Annotated in this window: 15 protein-coding genes and 1 tRNA gene; 15 read left to right on the top strand and 1 reads right to left on the bottom strand. The window is 72.1% G+C overall.

The features are described 5' to 3' along the window. Nucleotides 1–376: 376 nt before the first annotated feature. From OOJ91_RS14100 to OOJ91_RS14045, 12 genes are all read left to right on the top strand, one after another. Entirely contained in the window at nucleotides 377–1,543 is a 1,167-nt protein-coding gene (locus OOJ91_RS14100) for an inositol-3-phosphate synthase (protein WP_266245044.1), read from the top strand. After that, nucleotides 1,527–2,540, top strand: a complete 1,014-nt coding sequence (locus tag OOJ91_RS14095) for an SCO3242 family prenyltransferase (protein WP_266245043.1) — start codon at nucleotides 1,527–1,529, stop codon at nucleotides 2,538–2,540. Before OOJ91_RS14100 ends, OOJ91_RS14095 begins: the two co-directional genes overlap by 17 nt. Before the next feature lie 161 nt (nucleotides 2,541–2,701). After that, on the top strand, nucleotides 2,702–3,625 hold the full coding sequence (locus tag OOJ91_RS14090; protein WP_323178478.1) for a sugar phosphate isomerase/epimerase family protein: 924 nt from the start codon (nucleotides 2,702–2,704) through the stop codon (nucleotides 3,623–3,625). A gap of 98 nt (nucleotides 3,626–3,723) precedes the next feature. Further along, the gene (locus OOJ91_RS14085; protein ID WP_266245041.1) at nucleotides 3,724–4,332 is read left to right on the top strand and encodes an EboA domain-containing protein; all 609 of its coding nucleotides are present in this window, start codon (nucleotides 3,724–3,726) and stop codon (nucleotides 4,330–4,332) included. Beyond that, the gene (locus OOJ91_RS14080; protein WP_266245040.1) at nucleotides 4,333–5,190 is read left to right on the top strand and encodes a TatD family hydrolase; all 858 of its coding nucleotides are present in this window, start codon (nucleotides 4,333–4,335) and stop codon (nucleotides 5,188–5,190) included. Beyond that, nucleotides 5,190–6,389: a metabolite traffic protein EboE gene (eboE, locus tag OOJ91_RS14075; protein ID WP_266245039.1), complete on the top strand. Its 1,200-nt coding sequence runs from the start codon at nucleotides 5,190–5,192 to the stop codon at nucleotides 6,387–6,389. The genes OOJ91_RS14080 and eboE overlap by 1 nt, the downstream gene beginning before the upstream one ends. Next, entirely contained in the window at nucleotides 6,386–7,807 is a 1,422-nt protein-coding gene (locus OOJ91_RS14070; RefSeq protein WP_266245038.1) for an alkaline phosphatase family protein, read from the top strand. The genes eboE and OOJ91_RS14070 overlap by 4 nt, the downstream gene beginning before the upstream one ends. Further along, nucleotides 7,804–8,871, top strand: coding sequence for a polyprenyl synthetase family protein (locus OOJ91_RS14065; protein WP_266245037.1), 1,068 nt, complete (start codon nucleotides 7,804–7,806; stop codon nucleotides 8,869–8,871). Before OOJ91_RS14070 ends, OOJ91_RS14065 begins: the two co-directional genes overlap by 4 nt. A 216-nt stretch (nucleotides 8,872–9,087) precedes the next feature. Next, nucleotides 9,088–11,943 (top strand): PQQ-dependent sugar dehydrogenase, encoded by a 2,856-nt coding sequence (locus OOJ91_RS14060; RefSeq protein ID WP_266245036.1) that lies wholly within the window; start codon nucleotides 9,088–9,090, stop codon nucleotides 11,941–11,943. A 76-nt stretch (nucleotides 11,944–12,019) separates the two neighbouring features. Further along, entirely contained in the window at nucleotides 12,020–14,128 is a 2,109-nt protein-coding gene (locus tag OOJ91_RS14055; protein WP_266245035.1) for a ThuA domain-containing protein, read from the top strand. 518 nt (nucleotides 14,129–14,646) lie between these two features. After that, nucleotides 14,647–15,150 (top strand): sensor histidine kinase, encoded by a 504-nt coding sequence (locus OOJ91_RS14050; protein ID WP_266245034.1) that lies wholly within the window; start codon nucleotides 14,647–14,649, stop codon nucleotides 15,148–15,150. Between the two features lie 213 nt (nucleotides 15,151–15,363). Continuing rightward, nucleotides 15,364–16,371, top strand: coding sequence for a sugar phosphate isomerase/epimerase family protein (locus tag OOJ91_RS14045; RefSeq protein ID WP_007463784.1), 1,008 nt, complete (start codon nucleotides 15,364–15,366; stop codon nucleotides 16,369–16,371). Between the two features lie 79 nt (nucleotides 16,372–16,450). Here OOJ91_RS14045 and OOJ91_RS14040 read toward each other — a convergent pair whose 3' ends face one another. Beyond that, nucleotides 16,451–16,864: a hypothetical protein gene (locus tag OOJ91_RS14040; protein WP_266245033.1), complete on the bottom strand. Its 414-nt coding sequence runs from the start codon at nucleotides 16,862–16,864 to the stop codon at nucleotides 16,451–16,453. Nucleotides 16,865–17,156: 292 nt separating this feature from the next. Here OOJ91_RS14040 and OOJ91_RS14035 point away from each other — a divergent pair. The 3 genes from OOJ91_RS14035 to OOJ91_RS14025 all read left to right on the top strand — a co-directional run bounded on the left by OOJ91_RS14035 (nucleotide 17,157) and on the right by OOJ91_RS14025 (nucleotide 20,739). Then, a tRNA-Asn gene (locus OOJ91_RS14035) sits at nucleotides 17,157–17,229 on the top strand. A 158-nt stretch (nucleotides 17,230–17,387) separates the two neighbouring features. Further along, nucleotides 17,388–19,511, top strand: coding sequence for an MMPL family transporter (locus OOJ91_RS14030; RefSeq protein WP_266245032.1), 2,124 nt, complete (start codon nucleotides 17,388–17,390; stop codon nucleotides 19,509–19,511). Beyond that, the gene (locus OOJ91_RS14025) at nucleotides 19,501–20,739 is read left to right on the top strand and encodes an FAD-dependent oxidoreductase (RefSeq protein WP_266245031.1); all 1,239 of its coding nucleotides are present in this window, start codon (nucleotides 19,501–19,503) and stop codon (nucleotides 20,737–20,739) included. The genes OOJ91_RS14030 and OOJ91_RS14025 overlap by 11 nt, the downstream gene beginning before the upstream one ends. Nucleotides 20,740–20,791: the final 52 nt, after the last annotated feature.

Here is a 20,791-nt window from a genome sequence, read left to right as displayed (position 1 = left end):
CCCGGTGGCGCACGAGCAGGACGGTCGTCCGGTGCGACCGGACCGGGATTCCCCGGCCGCACCGGAGGACCGCCACCACCTGAGACGTCCGTCGGGGCACGCCAACGCCCCGATCGGCGGATGCGGGGGAGGCAGGGTCGAGACGCCGACCGACCCTGCCTGCCAGCCCCGTCTGCCCGCACCCGTACCGGGAGCCGGTCCGTCGTCGTCGCCGCCGACGCCGACGCCGGATCCGGCGTCGTTCCGGTACGGGTCGGGCGGGCGGGGCCCCATCCCGCAAGGCCGTAGCTTTTCGAAAAATATTCTGATATTGCTATATTTAACTTCGCCGACTTTTAACTACTCCGACGGTTCCTCCTGGACGGGAAGGAGCACCATGCGAACGGGTGTCTGGCTGGTAGGAGCACGCGGTTCGGTCGCGACCACCAGCATCGTCGGAGGGCTCGCGCTGCGAGCCGGTCTGGCCGGGCCGACCGGCTGCGTCACCGAGCTGCCGGATCTGCGCGGCCCCGCCCTCCCGTCCTTCGCGGACCTGGTCTTCGGTGGTCACGACGTGGCCACCACCCCGTTGAGCAAGCGCGCCGAGGCGCTCGCCGACACCGGTGTGATACCCGGTCGGCTGGTCGCCGCGCTCCCCGACGAGCTGGCCGCCGTCGAGCAGGAGCTGCGTCCGGCACCGCTCGGCGGCACCCAGGCCGACCGGGTGGCGACAGTCGTGGACGACCTCACCTCCTTCCGTACGCGCCACCGGCTGGACCGCGTGGTCGTGGTCAACGTCTCCGCCACCGAACCCGCACCTCGACCGCACCCCGGGCACGCCGACCCGGCCGCGCTGCGTGCCGCCCTCGCCGGTTCCGACGAGGTGCTGCCGCCCAGCTCCCTGTACGCGTACGCGGCGCTGCTGGCCGACTGCCCGTACGTCGACTTCACCCCGTCGACCGGGCTGCGCCTGCCGGCGCTTGCCGCGCTTGCCGAAGAGCTGCGCCTGCCGTACGCCGGGCACGACGGCAAGACCGGCGAGACCCTGGTCAAGTCGGTGCTCGCGCCGATGTTCGCGATGCGCAACCTCGCCGTGCGCTCCTGGTCCGGGATGAACCTGCTCGGCGGCGGCGACGGCGCCACCCTCGCCGACCCGGCCGCGAACGCGGCCAAGGTGCAGAGCAAGCAGCGTGTGCTCGGCGAGACGCTGGGCTACGTCCCGCAGGGCAACACCCGCATCGAGTACGTCGAGGAGCTTGGCGACTTCAAGACCGCCTGGGATCTGATCACGTTCGCCGGCTTCCTCGGCACCGGCATGCGGATGGAGTTCACCTGGCACGGCTGCGACTCCGCGCTGGCCGCGCCACTGGTGCTCGACCTGGCCCGGCTCACCGCCGCCGCGCACGCCGCCGGGCACGTGGGGCCGCTGGCCGACCTGGGCTTCTTCTTCAAGGACCCGCTCGGCACACCCACCCACTCGCTGGCCGACCAGTGGGCCCGACTGACCGACTTCACCAAGCGGTTGCACGCCGGCCTGGACGGTGGCCATGACCACGCTGGCTGACGTGGCCGAGCTGGTCCGCGCGCCGGCCGCGCTCTCCGTCCCCGGTGACGTGGTCGCCGGCGCGGCGGCGGCCGGCGCGTTGAGCCCGCGTACCCCCGCCCTCGCCGGCGCGTCGGTGCTGCTCTACTGGGCCGGCATGGCCGCCAACGACTGGGCCGACCGGCGGCTGGACGCCGTCGAACGCCCCGAGCGGCCGATCCCCAGCGGTCGCGTCACCCCGGCCGCCGCGCTGGGCCTCGCGGCCGGCCTCACCGCCGCCGGCGTGGGCCTGGCCGCCGCCGTGGGCGGTCGCCGAGCGGCCGCGCTCGCGGTGCCGCTGGCCGCCAGCATCTGGGGGTACGACCTGCTGGCCAAGAACACCGCCGCCGGCCCCGCCGTGATGGCGGCCTGCCGGGGGCTGGACGTGCTGCTGGGCGCATCCGGCGGCCACCTGGTGCGGGCGCTCCCCTCGGCAGCGACAGTCGCGGCCCACACCTGGACGGTCACCACGCTGTCCCGTCGCGAGGTCACCGGTGCGGACGCGGCCCTGCCGATGCGCACACTCGTCGGCACCGCCCTGGTAGCCGCCAGCGCCGCCGTCGCCGTCCCCGGCGCGCGTCGCGCTGACGCTCCGGGCGGTCGCGGCGCTGACGTCCCGGGCGGTCGCGGCGCTGACGTCCCGGGCGGTCGCGGCGCTGACGTTTCCGCCGCCGAAGCTGGCGGGGCCGATCAGCGGGTCGGCGTGGGTGCGGGCCGGTCCCGGTCGGCCGGGGTCGCCGCCGCGCTGCCCGCGCTGCTGGCCGGGTGGTACGCCGCCCGCTACGGCGCGGCCCAGGCCCAGGTCGTGTGGGATCCCTCGGCCGGGAAGGTCCGCGCGGCGGTCGGCGCCGGGATCACCGGCCTGCCCGCCCTGCAGGGAGCGCTCACCGCGCGCGGCGGGGCCGGCCTGCTCGGGCTGGCCGTCGCGGCGGCGGCGCCGCTGGGTCGCCGGCTGGCCCGAAAGGTCTCCCCGACATGACCGTGCCCCGGCCCCGACCAGCGCAGCCCCGAGGCGGGCAGTCCGGAGCTGGGCAGTCCGGAGCTGGGCAGTCCGGAGGCGCGCAGTCCCGAGCCGCGCAGGCTGCCGACGCGCGGGCTGCCGACGGGCAGGCCCTGTCGCCGAGCGCCGACGCGACGACACTGCGCTTCGGGTACGGCACGAACGGCTTCGCCAACCACCGGCTCGACGACGCGCTCGCCGTCATCGCGGACCTCGGCTACGACGGTGTGGCGCTCACCCTGGACCACGACCACCTGGACCCGTTCGCACCCGGGCTCACCCGCCGGATCGCCGCGGTCGGTCGGCGGCTGGACGCCCTGGGTCTGGGGTTGGTGATCGAGACCGGGGCCCGCTACCTGCTCGACGCGTGGCACAAGCACGCGCCGACCCTGCTGCACGACGACCCCACCCGGCGGATCGAGTTCCTGCGCCGGGCGGTGCGGATCGGCGCTGACCTGGGCGCGGACGCGGTCTCGTTCTGGGCCGGTGTGCGACCCGCGACGGTGTCACCGCAGTGCGCCTGGGACCGGCTGGTCGCCGGCTGCGCCAGCGTGCTCGACGCCGCCGACAGCGCGGGCGTCACCCTCGGCTTCGAACCGGAGCCGGGGATGCTTGTCGAGAGCATCACCGACTGGCGTCGACTGCACGCGGCGCTCGGCGCTCCGGCCCGCTTCGGCATCACCCTCGACATCGGCCACTGCCGGTGCCTGGAGCCGTGGCCGGTGCCGCAGTGCGTCGCCGAGGTCGCCGACCACCTGGTCAACGTGCAGATCGACGACATGCGCCGGGGCGTGCACGAGCACCTGGAGTTCGGCACCGGCGAGATCGACTTCCCGCCGGTGCTGGCGGCCCTGGCCGAGGCCGGCTACCGCGGGCTGGTCGCCGTCGAGTTGCCCCGGGACTCGCACGCCGCACCGGCGGTCGCCGCCCGGTCCATCGATTTCCTGCGCGCCGCCGCCGCGACCGCGTCGGCGGGCCGCACCGATGACGAGGTACCTGCCGACGTCCTTTGCTCTGCCTCAACGGACGCAACAGAGACGGGCACCAACCGTCGCGTGGAGTGAAGCAGAGCAGAGGACGCGCTCAGGGCACCTGCACAGCGGCACAGCAGCGGAGCAGCACAGCGGCACTGCAGCAGAGCAGCACAAGGGGAGGAGACGGGATGACACCGGATTCACTACGGGCCGCTCTGCGGGGCGTACCCGAACCCGATTGGCTGGACGCGGCGCTGCGCCAGGTCGCGGCCGAGCCCACCGCGATCACCAGGCTCTTTCCCGCTGTCGGCAGGCGTTGCGGTCGGGCCGCGTTGCCCGACGCCCCCGGCTGGACCGCCGACGACGCGGCCCGGGTGCTGCTGCTCACCAACCTGCCGGGGGAGCACGCCACCTACGTCGAGAGCCTCTACCAGCACGGTGACGCGGCCGAGCGGCGGGCGGTGCTGCGGGCCCTCCCGCTGCTGCCGATCGGCGAAGCCGGGGTGCCGCTGCTGCACGACGCGATCCGGACCAACGACACCCGGCTGGTCGCCGCCGCCCTCGGCCCGTACGCCCGGCACCTCGACCCGGCCGCCTGGCGGCAGGCGGTGCTCAAGTGCGTGTTCAGCGGCGTGCCGTTGGCAGTCGTCGCCGACCTGGAGACCCGCGCCGACGGGGAGCTGGCCGCGATGCTGGCCGCGCTGGCCGCCGAGCGGCACGCCGCCGGCCGGGAGTTGCCCGCCGACGCCACCGACCTGCTCGACCGGCTCACCGCCGCACTGCCCCGGGAGGCGTGAATGCGCATCTTCGACCCCCACATCCACATGACCTCACGCACCACCGACGACTACGAACGGATGGCCGCCGCCGGGGTGCGCGCGCTTGTGGAGCCGGCGTTCTGGCTGGGCCAGCCGCGCACCAGCGCCGCCTCGTTCATCGACTACTTCGACTCGCTGATCGGCTGGGAGCCGTTCCGGGCCGGGCAGTTCGGGGTGCGGCACTTCGCGACGATCGCGCTGAACCCCAAGGAGGCCAACGACCCCCGCTGCCGCCCGGTGCTCGACCTGCTGCCCCGCTACCTGGACAAGGACGCGGTCGTGGCGGTCGGTGAGATCGGGTACGACTCGATGACCCCGGAGGAGGACGAGGCGTTCGCCGCGCAGCTCGCCCTCGCCGTGGCGTACGACCTGCCGGCGCTTGTGCACACCCCGCACCGGGACAAGGCGCGCGGCTGCGAGCGCACCCTCGCCGTGGTCGCCGAGTCGGGCATCGACGCGGGCCGGGTGGTGGTCGACCACCTCAACGAGGTGACGGTCAAGCTGGTCCGTGACAGCGGCTGCTGGTTGGGCTTCTCCATCTATCCGGACACGAAGATGACGCCGCAGCGGATGGTCGACCTGCTGCGCGAGTACGGCACGGAACGGATGCTTGTCAACTCGGCCGCGGACTGGGGACGCTCCGACCCGCTGCTCACCCGTGCCACCGGGGAGGCGATGCTGCTGGCCGGGTTCAGTGACGACGACGTCGACAAGGTGCTGTGGCGCAACCCGGTGGAGTTCTACGGCCAGTCCGGTCGGCTCGACCTGAGCGACCTGGACGTGGCCGCCAAGGTGGACCCGCAGACCGGCAACTCGATCCTTCGCGGCGGCAGCTGATGCGGCTGCGACATGCCGGCGGCGACACAGTCCACCTCGGCTACTGCACGAACGTGCACCCCGCCGAGGACCTCGCCGGCATCCTCGGGCAACTGGACACCTACGCCGTGCCGGTCCGCGCGGCGCTCGGCAGCGACCTGCTCGGCCTCGGCCTGTGGCTGGCCGCCCCGGTCGCCGCCGAACTGGCCGCCGACCCCGCGCTGCGTCTGCGGCTGCGCGCCGAGCTGGACGCGCGCGGGCTGGAGGTGGTCACCCTCAACGGCTTCCCCTACGCGGCCTTCCAGGCACCGGTGGTCAAGCAGGACGTGTACCACCCGGACTGGACCACCGAGCAGCGGCTGACGTACACGCTGGATCTGGCTCGGGTGCTCGCCGACCTGCTGCCCGACGACGCGGCCCGGGGCTCGATCTCCACCCTGCCGCTGGCCTGGCGGCAGCCCTGGGACACCGAGCGGGCCGACGCGGCCCGACGCCGGCTGGACCAGCTCGCCGCCGGCCTGGCCGCCGTGCAGCGCGACACCGGCCGTGAGGTGCGTGTCGCCTTCGAGCCGGAGCCCGGCTGCGTGGTGGAGAGCACCGGGCAGGCCGCCGCGCTGCTGTCCGGGATGGACACCGACCGGTTGGGTGTCTGCGTCGACCTGGCCCACCTGGCGTGCGCCTGGGAGGATCCGGCCGAGGCGCTGGAACGGCTGCGGGCGGCCGGGCTGCCCGTGGTGAAGGTGCAGGTCTCGGCCGCCGTCGAGGCGACCGACCCGGCCGGCGGGGCCGAGGCGTTGCGCCGCTGGGTGGAGCCGCGCTTCCTGCACCAGACCCGGGGCGCCGGCTGCGCCGGGCTGGCCGACCCGGCCGACCCGGCGTACGCGGCCGACGACCTGGACGAGGCGCTGGACCGGGCGCTGCCCGGACCGTGGCGGGTGCACTACCACGTGCCGCTGCACGCCCCGCCGGAGGAACCGCTCGGCTCGACCCTGCCCGTCCTGCGCGACGCGTTGAGAGCGCTCTACAGCGGCCCGACCGCCGGGTGCGACCACCTCGACGTCGAGACGTACACCTGGGGGGTTCTACCGGCCGCGCGGCGGCCGGGCACCGACGCGGAGCTGGCCGCCGGCATCGCCGCCGAGCTGGCCTTCGCCCGTGACGAACTGGTCGGCCTCGGGCTGACCCCGGAACGCACCGTGAGCGCGGGAGTGACGCGATGAGCCGACGACTTGTGGTACTCGACGTGGTGGGGCTGACCCCCCGCCTGCTGGCGCACATGCCCCGGCTGCGCGGCGTCGCCGACGGCGGCTTCCGGGCCGAGCTGGGCACCGTGCTGCCCGCGGTGACCTGCTCGGTGCAGTCCACCTTCCTCACCGGCGAGCAGCCCAGCGGGCACGGGATCGTCGGCAACGGGTGGTACTTCCGGGAGCTGGGCGAGGTGTTGCTGTGGCGGCAGCACAACGCGCTTGTCGGCGGGGACAAGCTCTGGCAGGCGGCCCGTCGGGCCGAGCCGGGCTACACCGTGGCGAACGTCTGCTGGTGGTACGCCATGGGCGCGGACGTCAACTGGACCGTCACGCCGCGACCGGTGTACTACGCCGACGGCCGCAAGGAACCGGACTGCTACACCGACCCGCCGGAGCTGCACGACGCGCTCACCGGCCGGCTGGGCACGTTCCCGCTGTTCACCTACTGGGGGCCGACCGCCGGGCTGCCGTCGTCGCGGTGGATCTGCCAGGCGGCCGAGCAGATCCTGGCCGACGTTTCACCCGATCTGACCCTGGTCTACGTCCCGCACCTGGACTACGACCTGCAACGCTTCGGTCCCTCGTCGGCCCAGGCCGCCGCCGCGGCGGCGGAGCTGGACGCCGTGCTCGGCCCGCTGCTGGACGCCGCACGAGCCCGCGACGCCACAGTCGTGGTGCTCTCCGAGTACGGCATCACCGACGTGTCCCGGCCGGTGGACGTCAACCGGCTGCTGCGCGCCGAAGGGCTGCTGCGGGTGCACACCCAGGCCGGCATGGAGTACCTCGACCCGTGGACGTCGAAGGCGTTCGCGGTCGCCGACCACCAGGTCGCGCACGTCTACGTCAAGGATCCGGCCGACGTGCCGGCGGTGGCGAAGCTCTGCGCCGGGCTGCCCGGGGTGGCCGAGGTGCTCGACGCCGACGGCAAGGCCGCGCACGGGTTGGACCACCCGCGCGCCGGCGAGCTGGTGCTGGTGGCCGAGCCGGACTCCTGGTTCACCTACTACTACTGGCTCGACGATGCCCGCAAGCCGGACTTCGCCCGGCTGGTCGAGATCCACCGCAAGCCGGGGTACGACCCCGCCGAGCTGTTCTTCGACCCGGCCAACCCCGGTGCCGCGAAGGCCCGCGCCGGGGTGGCCCTGGCCCGCAAGAAGCTCGGCATGCGCTACCTGATGAGCGCCGTCGGCCTGGACGCCGGCGCCCAGGCGGTGCGCGGCTCACACGGACGGCTGCCCAGCGACCCGGCGGACGCCCCGGTGCTGCTGTGCTCCGACCCGTCCGCCGCCCGGGACAAGATCGCGGCCACCGAGGTCAAGGCGCTGCTGCTGGAACTCGCCGGGCTGAGCGCCGGTGACGGGACAGCGGAGCGGCCGGGGGAGGGGTCGTGACGGTAACGGTGACCCCGACCGACACGAGTGGACTGCGGGCACGCTTCGACGCGGAGCTTGCCGCGTTCCTCGACAGGCAGGGCCCGGACTGGCCCGACGGCGCGCCGCGCGGGGTGTTCACCGCGCTGCAACGGTTCGTGCTTGCCGGCGGGAAGCGGCTCCGACCGCTCTTTTGCTACTGGGGCTGGCGCGGCGCCGGGGCGGCCGACGGCACCCCGATCGTGGTGGCCGCGGCGGCGCTGGAGCTGTTCCACGCGTTCGCGCTGATCCACGACGACATCCTGGACGGCAGCGACCGTCGGCGGGGCGAACCGTCGGTGCACCGCCTCTTCGCCGACCTGCACGCCCGCTCGTCGTGGCGTGGCGACCCCGAGGCGTACGGGCGCAACACAGCCCTGCTCTGCGGGGATCTCTGCGCGGCCTGGTCGGATCAGATGTTCCACGAGTGCGGGCTGGACACCGAGCAGGTGCACCGGGGCTACGCCGTGTTCGCGCTGATGCGTACCGAGGTGATCGCGGGGGAGTACCTCGACCTGGTCTCCGGGGTGGGCGACGGCTCGGTGGCCAGCGCGCTCACAGTGATAAGGATGAAGGCAGCCCGCTACACGGTCACCCGACCGTTGCAGATCGGCGCGGCGCTGGCCGGGGCGGGGCCGGAGCTGCTCGCGGCCCTCGGCGAGTTCGGCGATCCGTTGGGTGACGCGTTCCAGCTCCGCGACGACGTGTTGGGCGTCTTCGGTGATCCCGCGGTCACCGGCAAGTCCGTCCTGGACGACCTGCGCGAGGGCAAGCCGACGGTGATGATGGCGCTGGCCCGCAGCTCCGCCGACAGGCCGCAGACCGTACGGCTGAAGGAGCTGTTCGGCAACCCCACGCTTGACGCCGAGGGCGCGGCGGACCTGCGCGAGATCATCGAGGCTACCGGCGCCCGGGACCGGATCGAGCAGATGATCCGGGTCCGCACCGAGGCGGCGCTTACCGCCTTGCGTAGCGCGGTGGTGGCCGAGGAGGCGCGCTCCGCTCTGGTCGCGTTGGCGGCACAGGCCATCGATCGCCGCGCCTGACCCGGCAACTTTCCATCAAATCGACGAAAGTTGACGCTGGATCGCCGGAAGGTATGGACACATCGACAGCCGCGACTTAGTGTCGGGGCCAACACGACATTGTTTCGTCGAGGTGAACCGGCGGCGCGGTAACCCATCGACCCCACCACCGCTACGGCATCCGGCGCGACGGCGCGCGCCCGGCCTGGCTTCAACCGTCAGGAAGGGACAGCACAGATGTCCAACAAGGACGCACCCCCTCGTCGATCCCGACGATGGCTCTCCGCCGGATCGGCCCTGCTCCTCGTGGCCGCGGCCGGCACCGTCACACTGGCCGCCAGCTCGACGCCGGCCCAGGCGCACACGATCAACGCCAGCGACTTCCAGCAGGTCGAACTCGCCCGCGGCGTGACCGACATGGGTGAGCCGATGTCGCTGGCAGTGCTGCCGGACCGCTCGGTCCTGCACACCGCTCGCAACGGCACCCTGCGGCGCACCGACGCGAACGGCACCACCTCGGTGATCGGCACCCTGTCGGTCTACAACCACGACGAAGAAGGGTTGCAGGGCGTCGGCGTCGACCCGAACTTCGCCAGCAACCGGCAGATCTTCCTCTACTACGCGCCGCCGCTGTCCACCCCCGGCGGCGACGCGCCCGCGACCGGCACCGACTTCTCGGCCTTTGACGGGGTGAACCGCCTCTCCCGGTTCACCCTGAACTCCGACTTCACGCTCAACCAGTCGAGCAAGGTCGACGTACTCGACGTCCCGGCGAGCCGCGGCATCTGCTGCCACGTCGGTGGGGACATCGACTTCGACGCCGCCGGCAACCTCTACCTGTCCACAGGCGACGACACCAACCCCTTCGAGTCCGCCGGCTACTCGCCGCTCGACGAGCGGACCAACCGCAACCCGGCGTACGACGCGCAGCGCAGCGCCGGCAACACCAACGACCTGCGGGGCAAGATCCTGCGGATCAAGGTGAACACCAACGGGACGTACTCCATCCCGTCGGGCAACCTGTTCGCGCCCGGCACGGCCAGGACGCGGCCGGAGATCTACGCGATGGGGTTCCGCAACCCGTTCCGGATCAGCGTGGACAAGGCCACCGGAGTCGTCTACGTCGGTGACTACGGGCCGGACGCCGGCAGCACCAGCTCCACCCGTGGGCCCTCCGGCCAGGTCGAGTTCAACCGGGTCGCCGCGCCTGGCAACTTCGGCTGGCCGTACTGCACAGGCACCAACACCACCACCGAGACGTACAACGAGTGGGACTTCGCCACCGACGCCAGCGGTTCCAAGTACAACTGCGCCGGCGGGCCGACGAACAACTCGTTCCGCAACACCGGCCTGACCACCCTGCCGCCCGCCCAGCCGGCCTGGATCCGGTACGCGGGCGACGCCGGCACCCCGACCGAGTTCGGCGGCGGCTCCGAATCGCCGATGGGCGGCCCGGTCTACCGCTACAACGCCTCGTCGACCTCCACCACGAAGTTCCCGCAGTCGTTCGACGGCCAGTTCTTCGCCACCGAGTTCGGCCGGGGCTGGATCAAGCCCATCCACGTCAACTCGGACGGCTCCCGGGGCACCATCGACACCTTCCCGTGGGTCGGCAAGCAGGTGATGGACTCGGCGTTCGGTCCCGACGGCTCGTACTACGTGCTCGACTACGGCACCGGCTACTTCAACGGTGACGCCAACTCGGCGCTCTACCGCTTCGACTACGTCGCCGGTGGCAACCGGGCGCCAAGCGCCGCGGCGAGCGCCAACAAGACCTCCGGCGCGGCCCCGCTGACAGTGGTGTTCTCCTCGGCCGGCTCGTCCGACCCCGAGGGCGGCGCGTTGACCTACTCGTGGAACTTCGGTGACGGCACCACCTCCACGACGGCGAACCCGACGAAGACGTACAGCACCAACGGCACCTACACCGCCACGCTTACCGTGCGTGACCCGCAGGGCGCCACCGGCAGCGCGAGCGTGCAGGTAAACGTCGGCAACACCGCGCCCACGGTGACCATCAACAACCCCGGAAACGGGCAGTTGTTCAGCTTCGGTGACACAGTTCCGTACAGCATCACGGTGACCGACCCGGAGGACGGCACGATCGACTGCACGAAGGTCAAGATGACCTACGTGCTCGGGCACGACCAGCACGGGCACCAGATCACCTCGAAGACCGGCTGCTCGGGCTCGATCACCATTCCGGTCGACGGTGAGCACGACGACGCGGCGAACATCTTCGCCATCTTCGACGCCGAGTACACCGACGCCGGTGGGCTGACCACGCACACCCAGCACACGCTGCCGCCGCGCCACCGCCAGGCCGAGTTCTTCGGCAGCTCGTCCGGGATCAACGTGTTCAGCAAGACCCCGGCCGAGGGCGGCAAGACCGTCGGCGACATCAACAACGGCGACTGGATCGCGTTCCAGCCGTACCGGCTGGGCAACGTCACCTCGTTCACCGCCCGGGTCTCCTCGGCGGGCGCGGGCGGCACCATCCAGGTGCGGGCCGGCTCGGCCACCGGCACGGTGCTCGGCTCGGCGACCGTCCCGGTGACCGGTGGCTGGGAAACCTTCACCACTGTCACGGGGGCGATCAGCAACCCGCCGACCGCCACCACCACGCTCTACCTGACGTTCGCGGGTACGGGCACCGGCGCGCTCTACGACCTGGACGCGTTCACCTTCACCACCGGCTCGGCCCCCACCGGCGGGACCGGCCCGATCAAGGGTCTGGGTGGCAAGTGCCTGGACGTCCGCAACGCCGCCACCGCCGACGGCACGCAGATCCAGATCTACACCTGCAACGGCAGTGCGGCGCAGACCTGGGCGGTCACCGCGAACTCCACGATCAAGTCGTTGGGTAAGTGCCTGGACGTCTCCGGCGCCGGCACCGCCGACGGCACCAAGATCCAGCTCTACACCTGCAACGGGACCGCGGCGCAGAACTGGGCCGCGCAGGCCGACGGCACGCTACGCAACGCCGGGTCCAGCAAGTGCCTCGACGTCTCCGGCAGCAGCTCCGCCGACAGCACGGTGGTCCACCTGTGGACCTGCACCGCCGCCGCCAACCAAAAGTGGATCCTGCCCTGAGCTGAGTGGTGGGGCCCCTTGTCACCGCCTACGGTTGGGGCGAGGGGCCCTTCCTAACCACAGTTAGGAGAGCGATATGCGCAGACTCCTGCGACCCGTCCTCGGTGCGGGCCTGGCCGCCCTCGCCGTCATCGCCTGCACCACCCCGGCCAGCCCGGCCAGCGCCGCCGACGCCCCCTACGACGTGCTGGTCTTCTCCAAGACCGCCGGCTTCCGGCACGACGCGATCCCGGTCGGCATCCAGACCATCCGTGACCTCGGTGCGGCGAACAACTTCACCGTGACCGCCACCGAGGACGCCGCCGCGTTCACCACGAGCAACCTCGCCCAGTACGAGGCGGTCGTCTTCCTCAACACCACAGGCGACGTGCTCGACGCCACCCAGCAGACCGCCTTCGAGTCGTACATCGGCTCCGGCCGCGGGTACGTGGGTGTGCACGCGGCCGCGGACACCGAGTACGACTGGCCGTTCTACGGCAACCTGGTCGGCGCGTGGTTCGCCTCGCACCCGGCCATCCAGCAGGCCAACATGAAGGTGGAGGACCGGGGGCACGCGGCCACCGGCCATCTGCCGCAGACCTGGACCCGCACCGACGAGTGGTACAACTACCGCACCAACGCCCGGTCGACCGCGCACGTGCTGGCCACCCTCGACGAGTCGTCGTACTCCGGTGGCGGCATGGGCGCCGACCACCCGCTGAGCTGGTGCAAGGGCTACAGCGGTGGCCGGTCCTTCTACACCGGCGCCGGGCACACCCAGGCGTCGTACGCCGAGCCGAACTTCCGCAACCACCTCCTCGGCGGCATCCGGTACGCGGCCGGTCGGAGCAAGGCCGACTGCCGGCCCGAGACCGGCTACACCCCGCTCTACAACGGCTCCACGACCGGCTGGTCGCAGGCCGGTCCGGGTAGCTTCACCAACTCCGACGCCACCCTCACCTCGGTGGGCGGCATGGGGTTGTTCTGGTACAACGCCAAGCAGTTCACCAACTACTCGCTGAAGCTGGACTGGAAGCTGGCCGGGGACGACAACTCCGGCATCTTCATCGGCTTCCCGCCGTCGAGTGACCCCTGGTCGGCGGTGGACAACGGTTACGAGATCCAGATCGACGCCACCGACGCGGTCGACCGCACCACCGGCGCGGTCTACACCTTCCAGTCGGCGGACACCGCGGCCCGCGACGCGGCGCTCAACGCGCCCGGGGAGTGGAACACCTACGAGCTGCTTGTCGAGGGCGAGCGGCTGCAGATCTTCCTCAACGGGGTGAAGATCAACGACTTCACCAACACCAATCCGGTACGGTCGCTGGCCGGCCACATCGGCATCCAGAACCACGGCACCGGCGACGACGCCTCGTTCCGCAACATCCGGATCAAGGAGCTGGGCACCACGCCGCCGGCCACCGGCACGATCCAGGCCGAGGCGTTCAGCTCGGCCAACGGCGTCTCCGCGTTCACCAAGGCGGGCGCCAACGGTGGGCAGACCCTCGGCTACATCGAACCGGGTGACTGGGCCGCGTACAACGGCGTGGACCTGACCGGCGTCACCTCGCTCACGGCCCGCGTCGTCTCCGGTGGAGCGGGCGGCACCATCCAGGTGCGCACCGGCTCGGCCACCGGCCCGGTGCTCGGCTCGGTCGCGGTGCCGAACACCGGCAGTTGGACCACGTACGCCAACGTCACCACGGCGCTCTCCAACGTCCCGTCCGGCACCCAGAACCTCTATCTGACCTTCACCGGTAGCGGCACGGGGCTCTTCGACCTGGACGACTTCACCCTGGTCAAGGGGACCGGCGGAAGCACCGGGGTGGGCCCGGTCAAGGGCCTCGCCGGCAAGTGCCTGGACGTGCGCAGCGGCGCCACGGCCGACGGCACCCAGATCCAGATCTACACCTGCAACGGCAGTACGGCGCAGACCTGGACCGTGACCCCGAACTCGACGATCAAGGCGCTCGGCAAGTGCCTCGACGTGTCCGGCAGCGGCACCGCCGACGGCACCAAGATCCAGCTCTGGACCTGCAACGGCACCGGCGCGCAGAACTGGGCCGCCCAGTCCGACGGCAGCCTGCGCAACGCGTCCTCGGGCAAGTGCCTGGACGTCTCCGGCAACAACTCGGCGGACAGCACCATCGTCCACCTCTGGACCTGCACCGGCGCGGCCAACCAGAAGTGGACCCTGCCCTGATCCGCCGAACGCGCCGAGCCCACCGGGCGCACTGAGCGCGCAGGGGCCGCCGGTCACGGCCGGCGGTCCCTGCGATCCACTCGCTGCGGGCGTCACTCGCTGCGGGCGTCACCCGCTGCTACCGTCACCCGCTCCTGCCGTCACCCGCAGCGTCGGCGGACGCGCTCCGCCTCACCGGGCGCGTCCTCGCCGAGGCCAATGTCACCGACGAGGCATATACCTGTGAGTCATAGTTATGACTCACAGGTATATGCCTCTCGACCATCCATGCCCGGAGCGGCCGGGGCCGAGGGGGCCGCCGGAGTGGCGGGAGCGGCCGCACCGGCGGAGCCGGGGCCGAGGGGGCCGCCGGAGTGGCGGGAGCGGCCGCACCGCCGGAGCTGGGGCCGAGGGGCCGCCGGAGTGGCGGGAGCGGCCGGCACCGAGGGAGCCGGAGCGGCCGGAGGGGTCGGAGTCGTTGGGCGCGTTGCGTGGACGCGGGCGGTCCACTCTCAGGCGGCTGCCGTACCTTGACCAGCATGGGGCGTTTCGCGCGATGGCGCCGGATGGTGCGGACGCAGCAGCACCGCCTGCGCGCGGCGTTGCACCGGATCGAGGAGCCCGATCCGTTGACCGGGCCGGCCCCCAGCCTGAACCGTATCGACGCCTTGGTGGAGGGCTTCGCGGCGGGCCAGCCCGTGCGCTGGAGCCTCGGCGGGGCACCCCGGCCGCTGCCCGGGGCGGTGGACGTGGCGGCGTACCGGATCATCGAGGAGTCGCTGGCCGACGCGCGCCGGCACGCCCCCGGCGCTGCGGTCGCGGTCCGGCTGCGCTACGACGCCGAGGGCGTCACCATCGAGGTACGCGACGAGGGCGCCGACGCCGCGACGCCGGCGGGGGAGCCCCGGGGCGTCAGGCGAGGGCTGGCCGGGGTGCGCGGACGCGCCGAGCGGGTCGGCGGCACCTTCTTCGCCGGCCCGAATCCGGGCGGCGGGTTCACCGTCCGCGCGGTCCTGCCCGCGCCCGAAGAGGCGGCCGAGTGACGATCCGGGGCTTTCGCGATGGGGCCCGACGGAAATAGGGTGGGGGCGGCGACCGTGACGGTGGCCGGTGACCCGGTGGGAGGCGCAACCCGCCGGGCTCAGGTGCGCTCGGCACCCACCGGTGTTCCGCCCCGGTCCCGCGTACCGGTCTGACCGGTCACCCTCGCCCCGGTCCGCACAACGGAATCCCCATCACATCAGGGGAGAAGGACAATGGCGCGACCCATCACGCTCTTCACCGGCCAGTGGGCCGACCTTCCGTTCGAGGAGGTCTGCCGGCTCGCCTCCGAGTGGGGCTACGACGGTCTGGAGATCGCCTGCTGGGGCGACCACTTCGAGGTCGACAAGGCGCTCGCCGACGACTCGTACGTCGACCGCAAGCGGGAGACGCTCGCGAAGCACAACCTCGAGGTCTTCACGATCTCCAACCACCTCGTCGGGCAGGCGGTCTGTGACCATCCGATCGACGAACGGCACCAGGACATCCTGCCCGCCCGGATCTGGGGCGACGGGGAGCCCGAGGGGGTCCGCCAGCGGGCCGCCGAGGAGATCAAGGACACCGCGCGGGCGGCGGCGAAGCTGGGCGTGAAGACCGTCGTCGGATTCACCGGGTCGTCGATCTGGCACACCCTGGCGATGTTCCCGCCGGTGCCGCCGTCGATGATCGAGCGCGGCTACCAGGACTTCGCCGACCGGTGGAACCCCATCCTCGACGTGTTCGACGAGGTCGGGGTGCGATTCGCGCACGAGGTGCACCCAAGCGAGATCGCGTACGACTACTGGACGACGAAGCGGACGCTTGAGGCGATCGGCAACCGGCCCGCGTTCGGGCTGAACTGGGACCCGTCCCACTTCGTCTGGCAGGAGCTGGACCCGGTGAACTTCATCTTCGACTTCGCCGACCGGATCTACCACGTGGACTGCAAGGACGCGAAGGTGCGTACCGGCGACGGTCGACGCGGCCGGCTCGCCTCGCACCTGCCCTGGGCCGACCTGCGCCGCGGCTGGGACTTCGTCTCCACCGGGCACGGCGACGTGCCCTGGGAGGACTGCTTCCGGGCGTTGAACGCGATCGGCTACACCGGCCCGATCTCCGTCGAGTGGGAGGACGCCGGGATGGATCGCCTGGTCGGTGCCCCGGAGGCGCTGCAGTTCGTCCGCCGGCTCGCCTTCGACGCCCCGACCGCCGCCTTCGACGCGGCGTTCAGCAGCAAGGACTGACCGGCACCCGGACAGACAGCGGGCCGGTCGCCTCTCGGCGACCGGCCCGTTGACGTGCGATGGGTCTACGTGCGGTGGATCAGAGCGTGCTGCCGTTGGTGCCCGAGCCGGACGGCTTGGTGCGGGGGGTGGTGGCCGACGGCGACCCGGAGGTCGTGCCGACCGTGCTGCTGCCCGTCGAGCCGGAGCCCACCTTGGCGCCCACCGTGGCGGGCGTGCCGGCGAACGCGTCGTCGGCGGCGGTCAGCTCCTGCTTGCCGGTGCTGCCGTTGCCCAGCTTCTCGCCCAGCTTGGTCTGGCCGAGCTTGTCCTTGCCCTCGCTGTAGAGCTTGTTGGCTTGGGCCTGCGCGACCCCGGCCGCCTCCTGGACGGTCGGGTGGTCGAGCACCTTGCGGCCCCGAACCACGAGCTCTTCGTACTTCTCCCGGCCGGCACGGGCGCCCAGGACGAATCCCGCAGCCAGCCCGCCAAGAAACATGATCTTTCCGCGCATGGCGGCTCCTTCCGTACCTGACGCGCCGTCGCGCCGGCGGGTTGCCCCGTCGGGCGCGACCAATTCGCGCCTGCGTCCTCTGTCCGCAGCTAACTACCCATCCTGCTCCCCGCTCAAGCCTGCTTGTGCCGGGATGGCGATTTGCCCCGATTGCGATCCGGGCGCGGCGCTGAGCTGCGAATGTGGATCAAGGCCGATGCCTGTGGAACCCACTGGACCATCACCGGGGGATGTCCTGTACTCTTGTCCCGTCGCAGGGCACCGGCGAGATCCGGTCCCAGGCGGTGCACGATCCCCTGTAGCTCAATTGGCAGAGCAGCCGGCTGTTAACCGGCAGGTTATTGGTTCGAGTCCAATCGGGGGAGCTTCTCCACCCAGCGCCCGTCGGCAGTACGCCGACGGGCGTTTTCGTCTGCGGCCACCCGGTTTCGCCCTCCCTCGACGCGCTCGCCCGGCAGGATGGTCGATGTCGACTTAGACTCCCGCTGCGTCGATTGATGCGTCGATTCTTGGGGTGAGCGCCATGTCCGGACGAGGTGGCTTCGGCCGGGCCACACTGATCGCGGTGGCGGTCGTGCTGGCCTGGCTGGTGATCGGCGGCGTGGCCGGCCCGTACGCCGGGCGGCTCAGCGAGGTCGCCACCAACGACAACGCCGCCTTCCTGCCCACCGACGCCGAGGCGACCCGTGCCCAGGACCTCGCCGGTGGCTTCGTCGACCGGCAGACCGTGCCTGCTCTTGTCGTCTACGAGCGGTCGACGGGAATCACCGACGCCGACCGGCAGCGGGTGGCTGCCGACGCCGCCCGGTTCGCCCAGATCCCCGGCGTGGTCACCCCGCTTCCCCCGCCGATCCCCAGCGAGGACGGTCAGGCGCTCCAGGTCGTCGTGCCCGTGGACGACGCCGAGGGCGAGGAGATCAGCGCGGTCGTCGAACAGGTGCGCGACCTCGCCGGCGGCGACCGGGACGGGCTCACCGTGGACGTCGCCGGCCCGGCCGGCCTGCTCGCCGACCTGATCAAGGTGTTCTCCGCCATCGACGGGCCACTGCTGCTCGTCACGCTCGTGGTGGTGCTGGTCATCCTGCTGATCGTCTACCGCAGCCCGGTCCTGTGGATCTTTCCGCTGCTGGCCGCCGGAATGTCGTACGCGCTGGCCTCGGTCTTCGTCTACCTGCTCGCCGACGCCGACATCGTCAAGCTCAACGGCCAGGCACAGGGCATCCTCACCGTGCTGGTCTTCGGCGCCGGCACCGACTACGCGCTGCTGATGATCGCCCGCTACCGGGAGGAGCTGCACCGGCACGACCGCCCGTGGGACGCGATGCGCGCCGCGTGGAGGGGTGCCGCACCGGCCATCATCGCGTCCGGCGGCACTGTCATCGTCAGCCTGCTCTGCCTGCTGCTGTCCAGCCTCAACTCCAACCGGGCGCTCGGCCCGGTCGCCGCCATCGGCATCGCCGCCACGCTGCTGGTGATGCTCACCTTCCTGCCCGCGCTGCTGGTGCTCGGCGGCCGGTGGGCGTTCTGGCCCCGCCGTCCCCGAGCCGACCAGGCCGATCCGCAGGCCGAGCACGGCATCTGGAGTCGCATCGCCGGTTTCGTGGCCCGGCACGCCCGACCGATCTGGCTGAGCACCGCAGTCGTCCTGGCTCTCCTCACGCTCGGCCTGACCCAGCTCGGTGCGACCACCCTCGGGCAGTCCGACCTGTTCACCCAGCGCACCGACTCGGTGGACGGCCAGGAAGTGATCGCCCGCCACTACCCGGCCGGCACCGGCAGCCCGGCCACCATCTTCACCACCGAGCAGACCGCGCGGCAGGTGGCGCAGGCGGCCCAGGGCGTACGCGGCGTCGCCGACGTCCGTCCGCTCTCCAGCGGCCCACAGACCGGCCCGCCCGAGGGGAATGCCCCGCCCAAGGTCGTCGACGGGCGGGTGCAGTTGGAGGCGACGCTCGCCGACCCGCCCGACAGCGACGGCGCCGAGCGGACCATCCGCGAGCTGCGGGTGGCCGTACACCAGGTGCCCGGCGCGGACGCCGTGGTCGGCGGCTTCACCGCGATCAACGTGGACACCTCCGACGCCGCGAAGCGCGACCAGAACGTCATCATCCCGGTGGTACTGCTAGTCATCGCGGTCATCCTGGCCCTGCTGCTACGAGCCCTCCTCGCTCCCGTGCTGCTCATCGCCACGGTGCTGCTCAGCTTCGCGGCCACCCTCGGCCTCTGCGCGCTGCTGTTCCGCCACGTCTTCGACTTCCCCGGCGTGGACTCGTCGTTCCCGCTGTTCGCGTTCGTCTTCCTGGTCGCCCTCGGGATCGACTACAACATCTTCCTGATGAGCCGGGTGCGGGAGGAGTCGGTCAAACGGGGCACCCGCGCCGGCGTGCTCGCCGGCCTCGCCGTCACCGGCGGGGTGATCACCTCCGCCGGCATCGTGCTCGCCGCGACGTTCTCCGCCCTGGCCGTCCTGCCGCTGGTGATCCTCGTCGAGTTGGGTACCGCAGTCGCGATCGGGGTACTGATCGACACGATCATCGTCCGGTCGCTGCTGGTGCCCGCGCTCGCGTACGACATCGGGCCGAAGGTCTGGTGGCCGGGCCGGTTGTCCCGGGCGAACGGCGAGCGGGAGGCGCGCGATGCTGGCTGAGACCGACGTGGTCGTCGTCGGCGGCGGCCTTGCCGGCCTCGCCGCCGCCCGCCGGCTGCACCGCGCCGGCGTGCCCTGGCGGCTGCTGGAAGCCGGCGGCCGGCTCGGCGGTCGCGTCGCCACCGACGTCGTCGACGGATACCTGATCGACAGGGGTTTCCAGGTGCTCAACACGGCGTACCCGCGGCTCGGCACGCTGCTCGACACCGACCGGCTCGACCTCGGCTACTTCACGTCCGGGGTGCTTGTGCGCCGGGGCGACGACCTGCTGCGGCTGGTCAACCCTCTGCGGGAGCCGACCGGGGCCCCCGGCACCGCGCTGGCAGGTGTGGGCTCGTTGCTCGACCGGCTGCGCTTCGCCGCCCTCGCCACCGGCTGCGCCACGCTGCCGGTGTCCCGGCTGCTCTCCGCGCCGGAGACGACCGCCGAGACGGCGCTGCGCCGCGCCGGTCTCTCCGACGCGATCATCGAGGAGCTGCTGCGACCGTTCCTGTCCGGCGTGTTCATCGACCGGGAGCTGGCCACGTCCAGCCACGTGCTCGCGATGGTGCTGCGCTCGTTCGCCCGCGGCCGGATCGGCCTGCCCGCCGAGGGGATGGCCGCGCTGCCGCGGGCCATCGCCGATCCGCTGCCCGCCGACCTGCTCGACCTGGACACCCCTGTCGCGCAGGTCGCGCCCGGCCTGGTCCGCACGCAGGCCGGCGACATCCGCTGCCGGGCCGTCGTGGTCGCCGTCGACCCGCCCGCCGCGGCCGCGCTGCTGCCGGCCCTGGCGACGGTACGCATGCACAGCTACACGACCTACTACCACAGCGCGCCCGAGCCGCCGCTCGCCGAGCCGATCCTGCTCGTCGACGGCGAGCGGCGGGAGATCGTGGCGAACACGGTGGTGCTCAGCAACGCCGTCAGCACGTACGCGCCCGCCGGGCGGCACCTCGTGGCCACGTCGGTGGTGGGTCCGAAGGCCCCGCCCGAGTCGACCATCCGGGCCGAGTTGACCCGGCTGTACGGCCGATCCACCGCCGACTGGACCCACCTCACCACAGTGGCCGTCCCGGACGCGCTGCCCGCCGCGCCGCCGCCGCAGGGACGGCTGCGCAAGCCCGTCTCGATGGGGGAGGGGCTGTTCGTGGCCGGTGACCACCGGGACAGTCCATCGATCCAGGGCGCTCTCGCAAGCGGTTGGCGTGCCGCCGGGGCGGTGCTGGAGGAGCTGCGCGCCGGCTGAGCCCGCCTCGGACGAGGCCCCCGCAGCCGTAGTTGATCACCTATGATCGCCG

It is taken from the genome of Micromonospora lupini (assembly GCF_026342015.1).
GTDB classification, from domain to species: domain Bacteria; phylum Actinomycetota; class Actinomycetes; order Mycobacteriales; family Micromonosporaceae; genus Micromonospora; species Micromonospora lupini_B.
The sequence above is the reverse complement of the archived record's forward strand: the minus strand, read 5'-3'. Positions and strand labels throughout refer to the sequence as shown.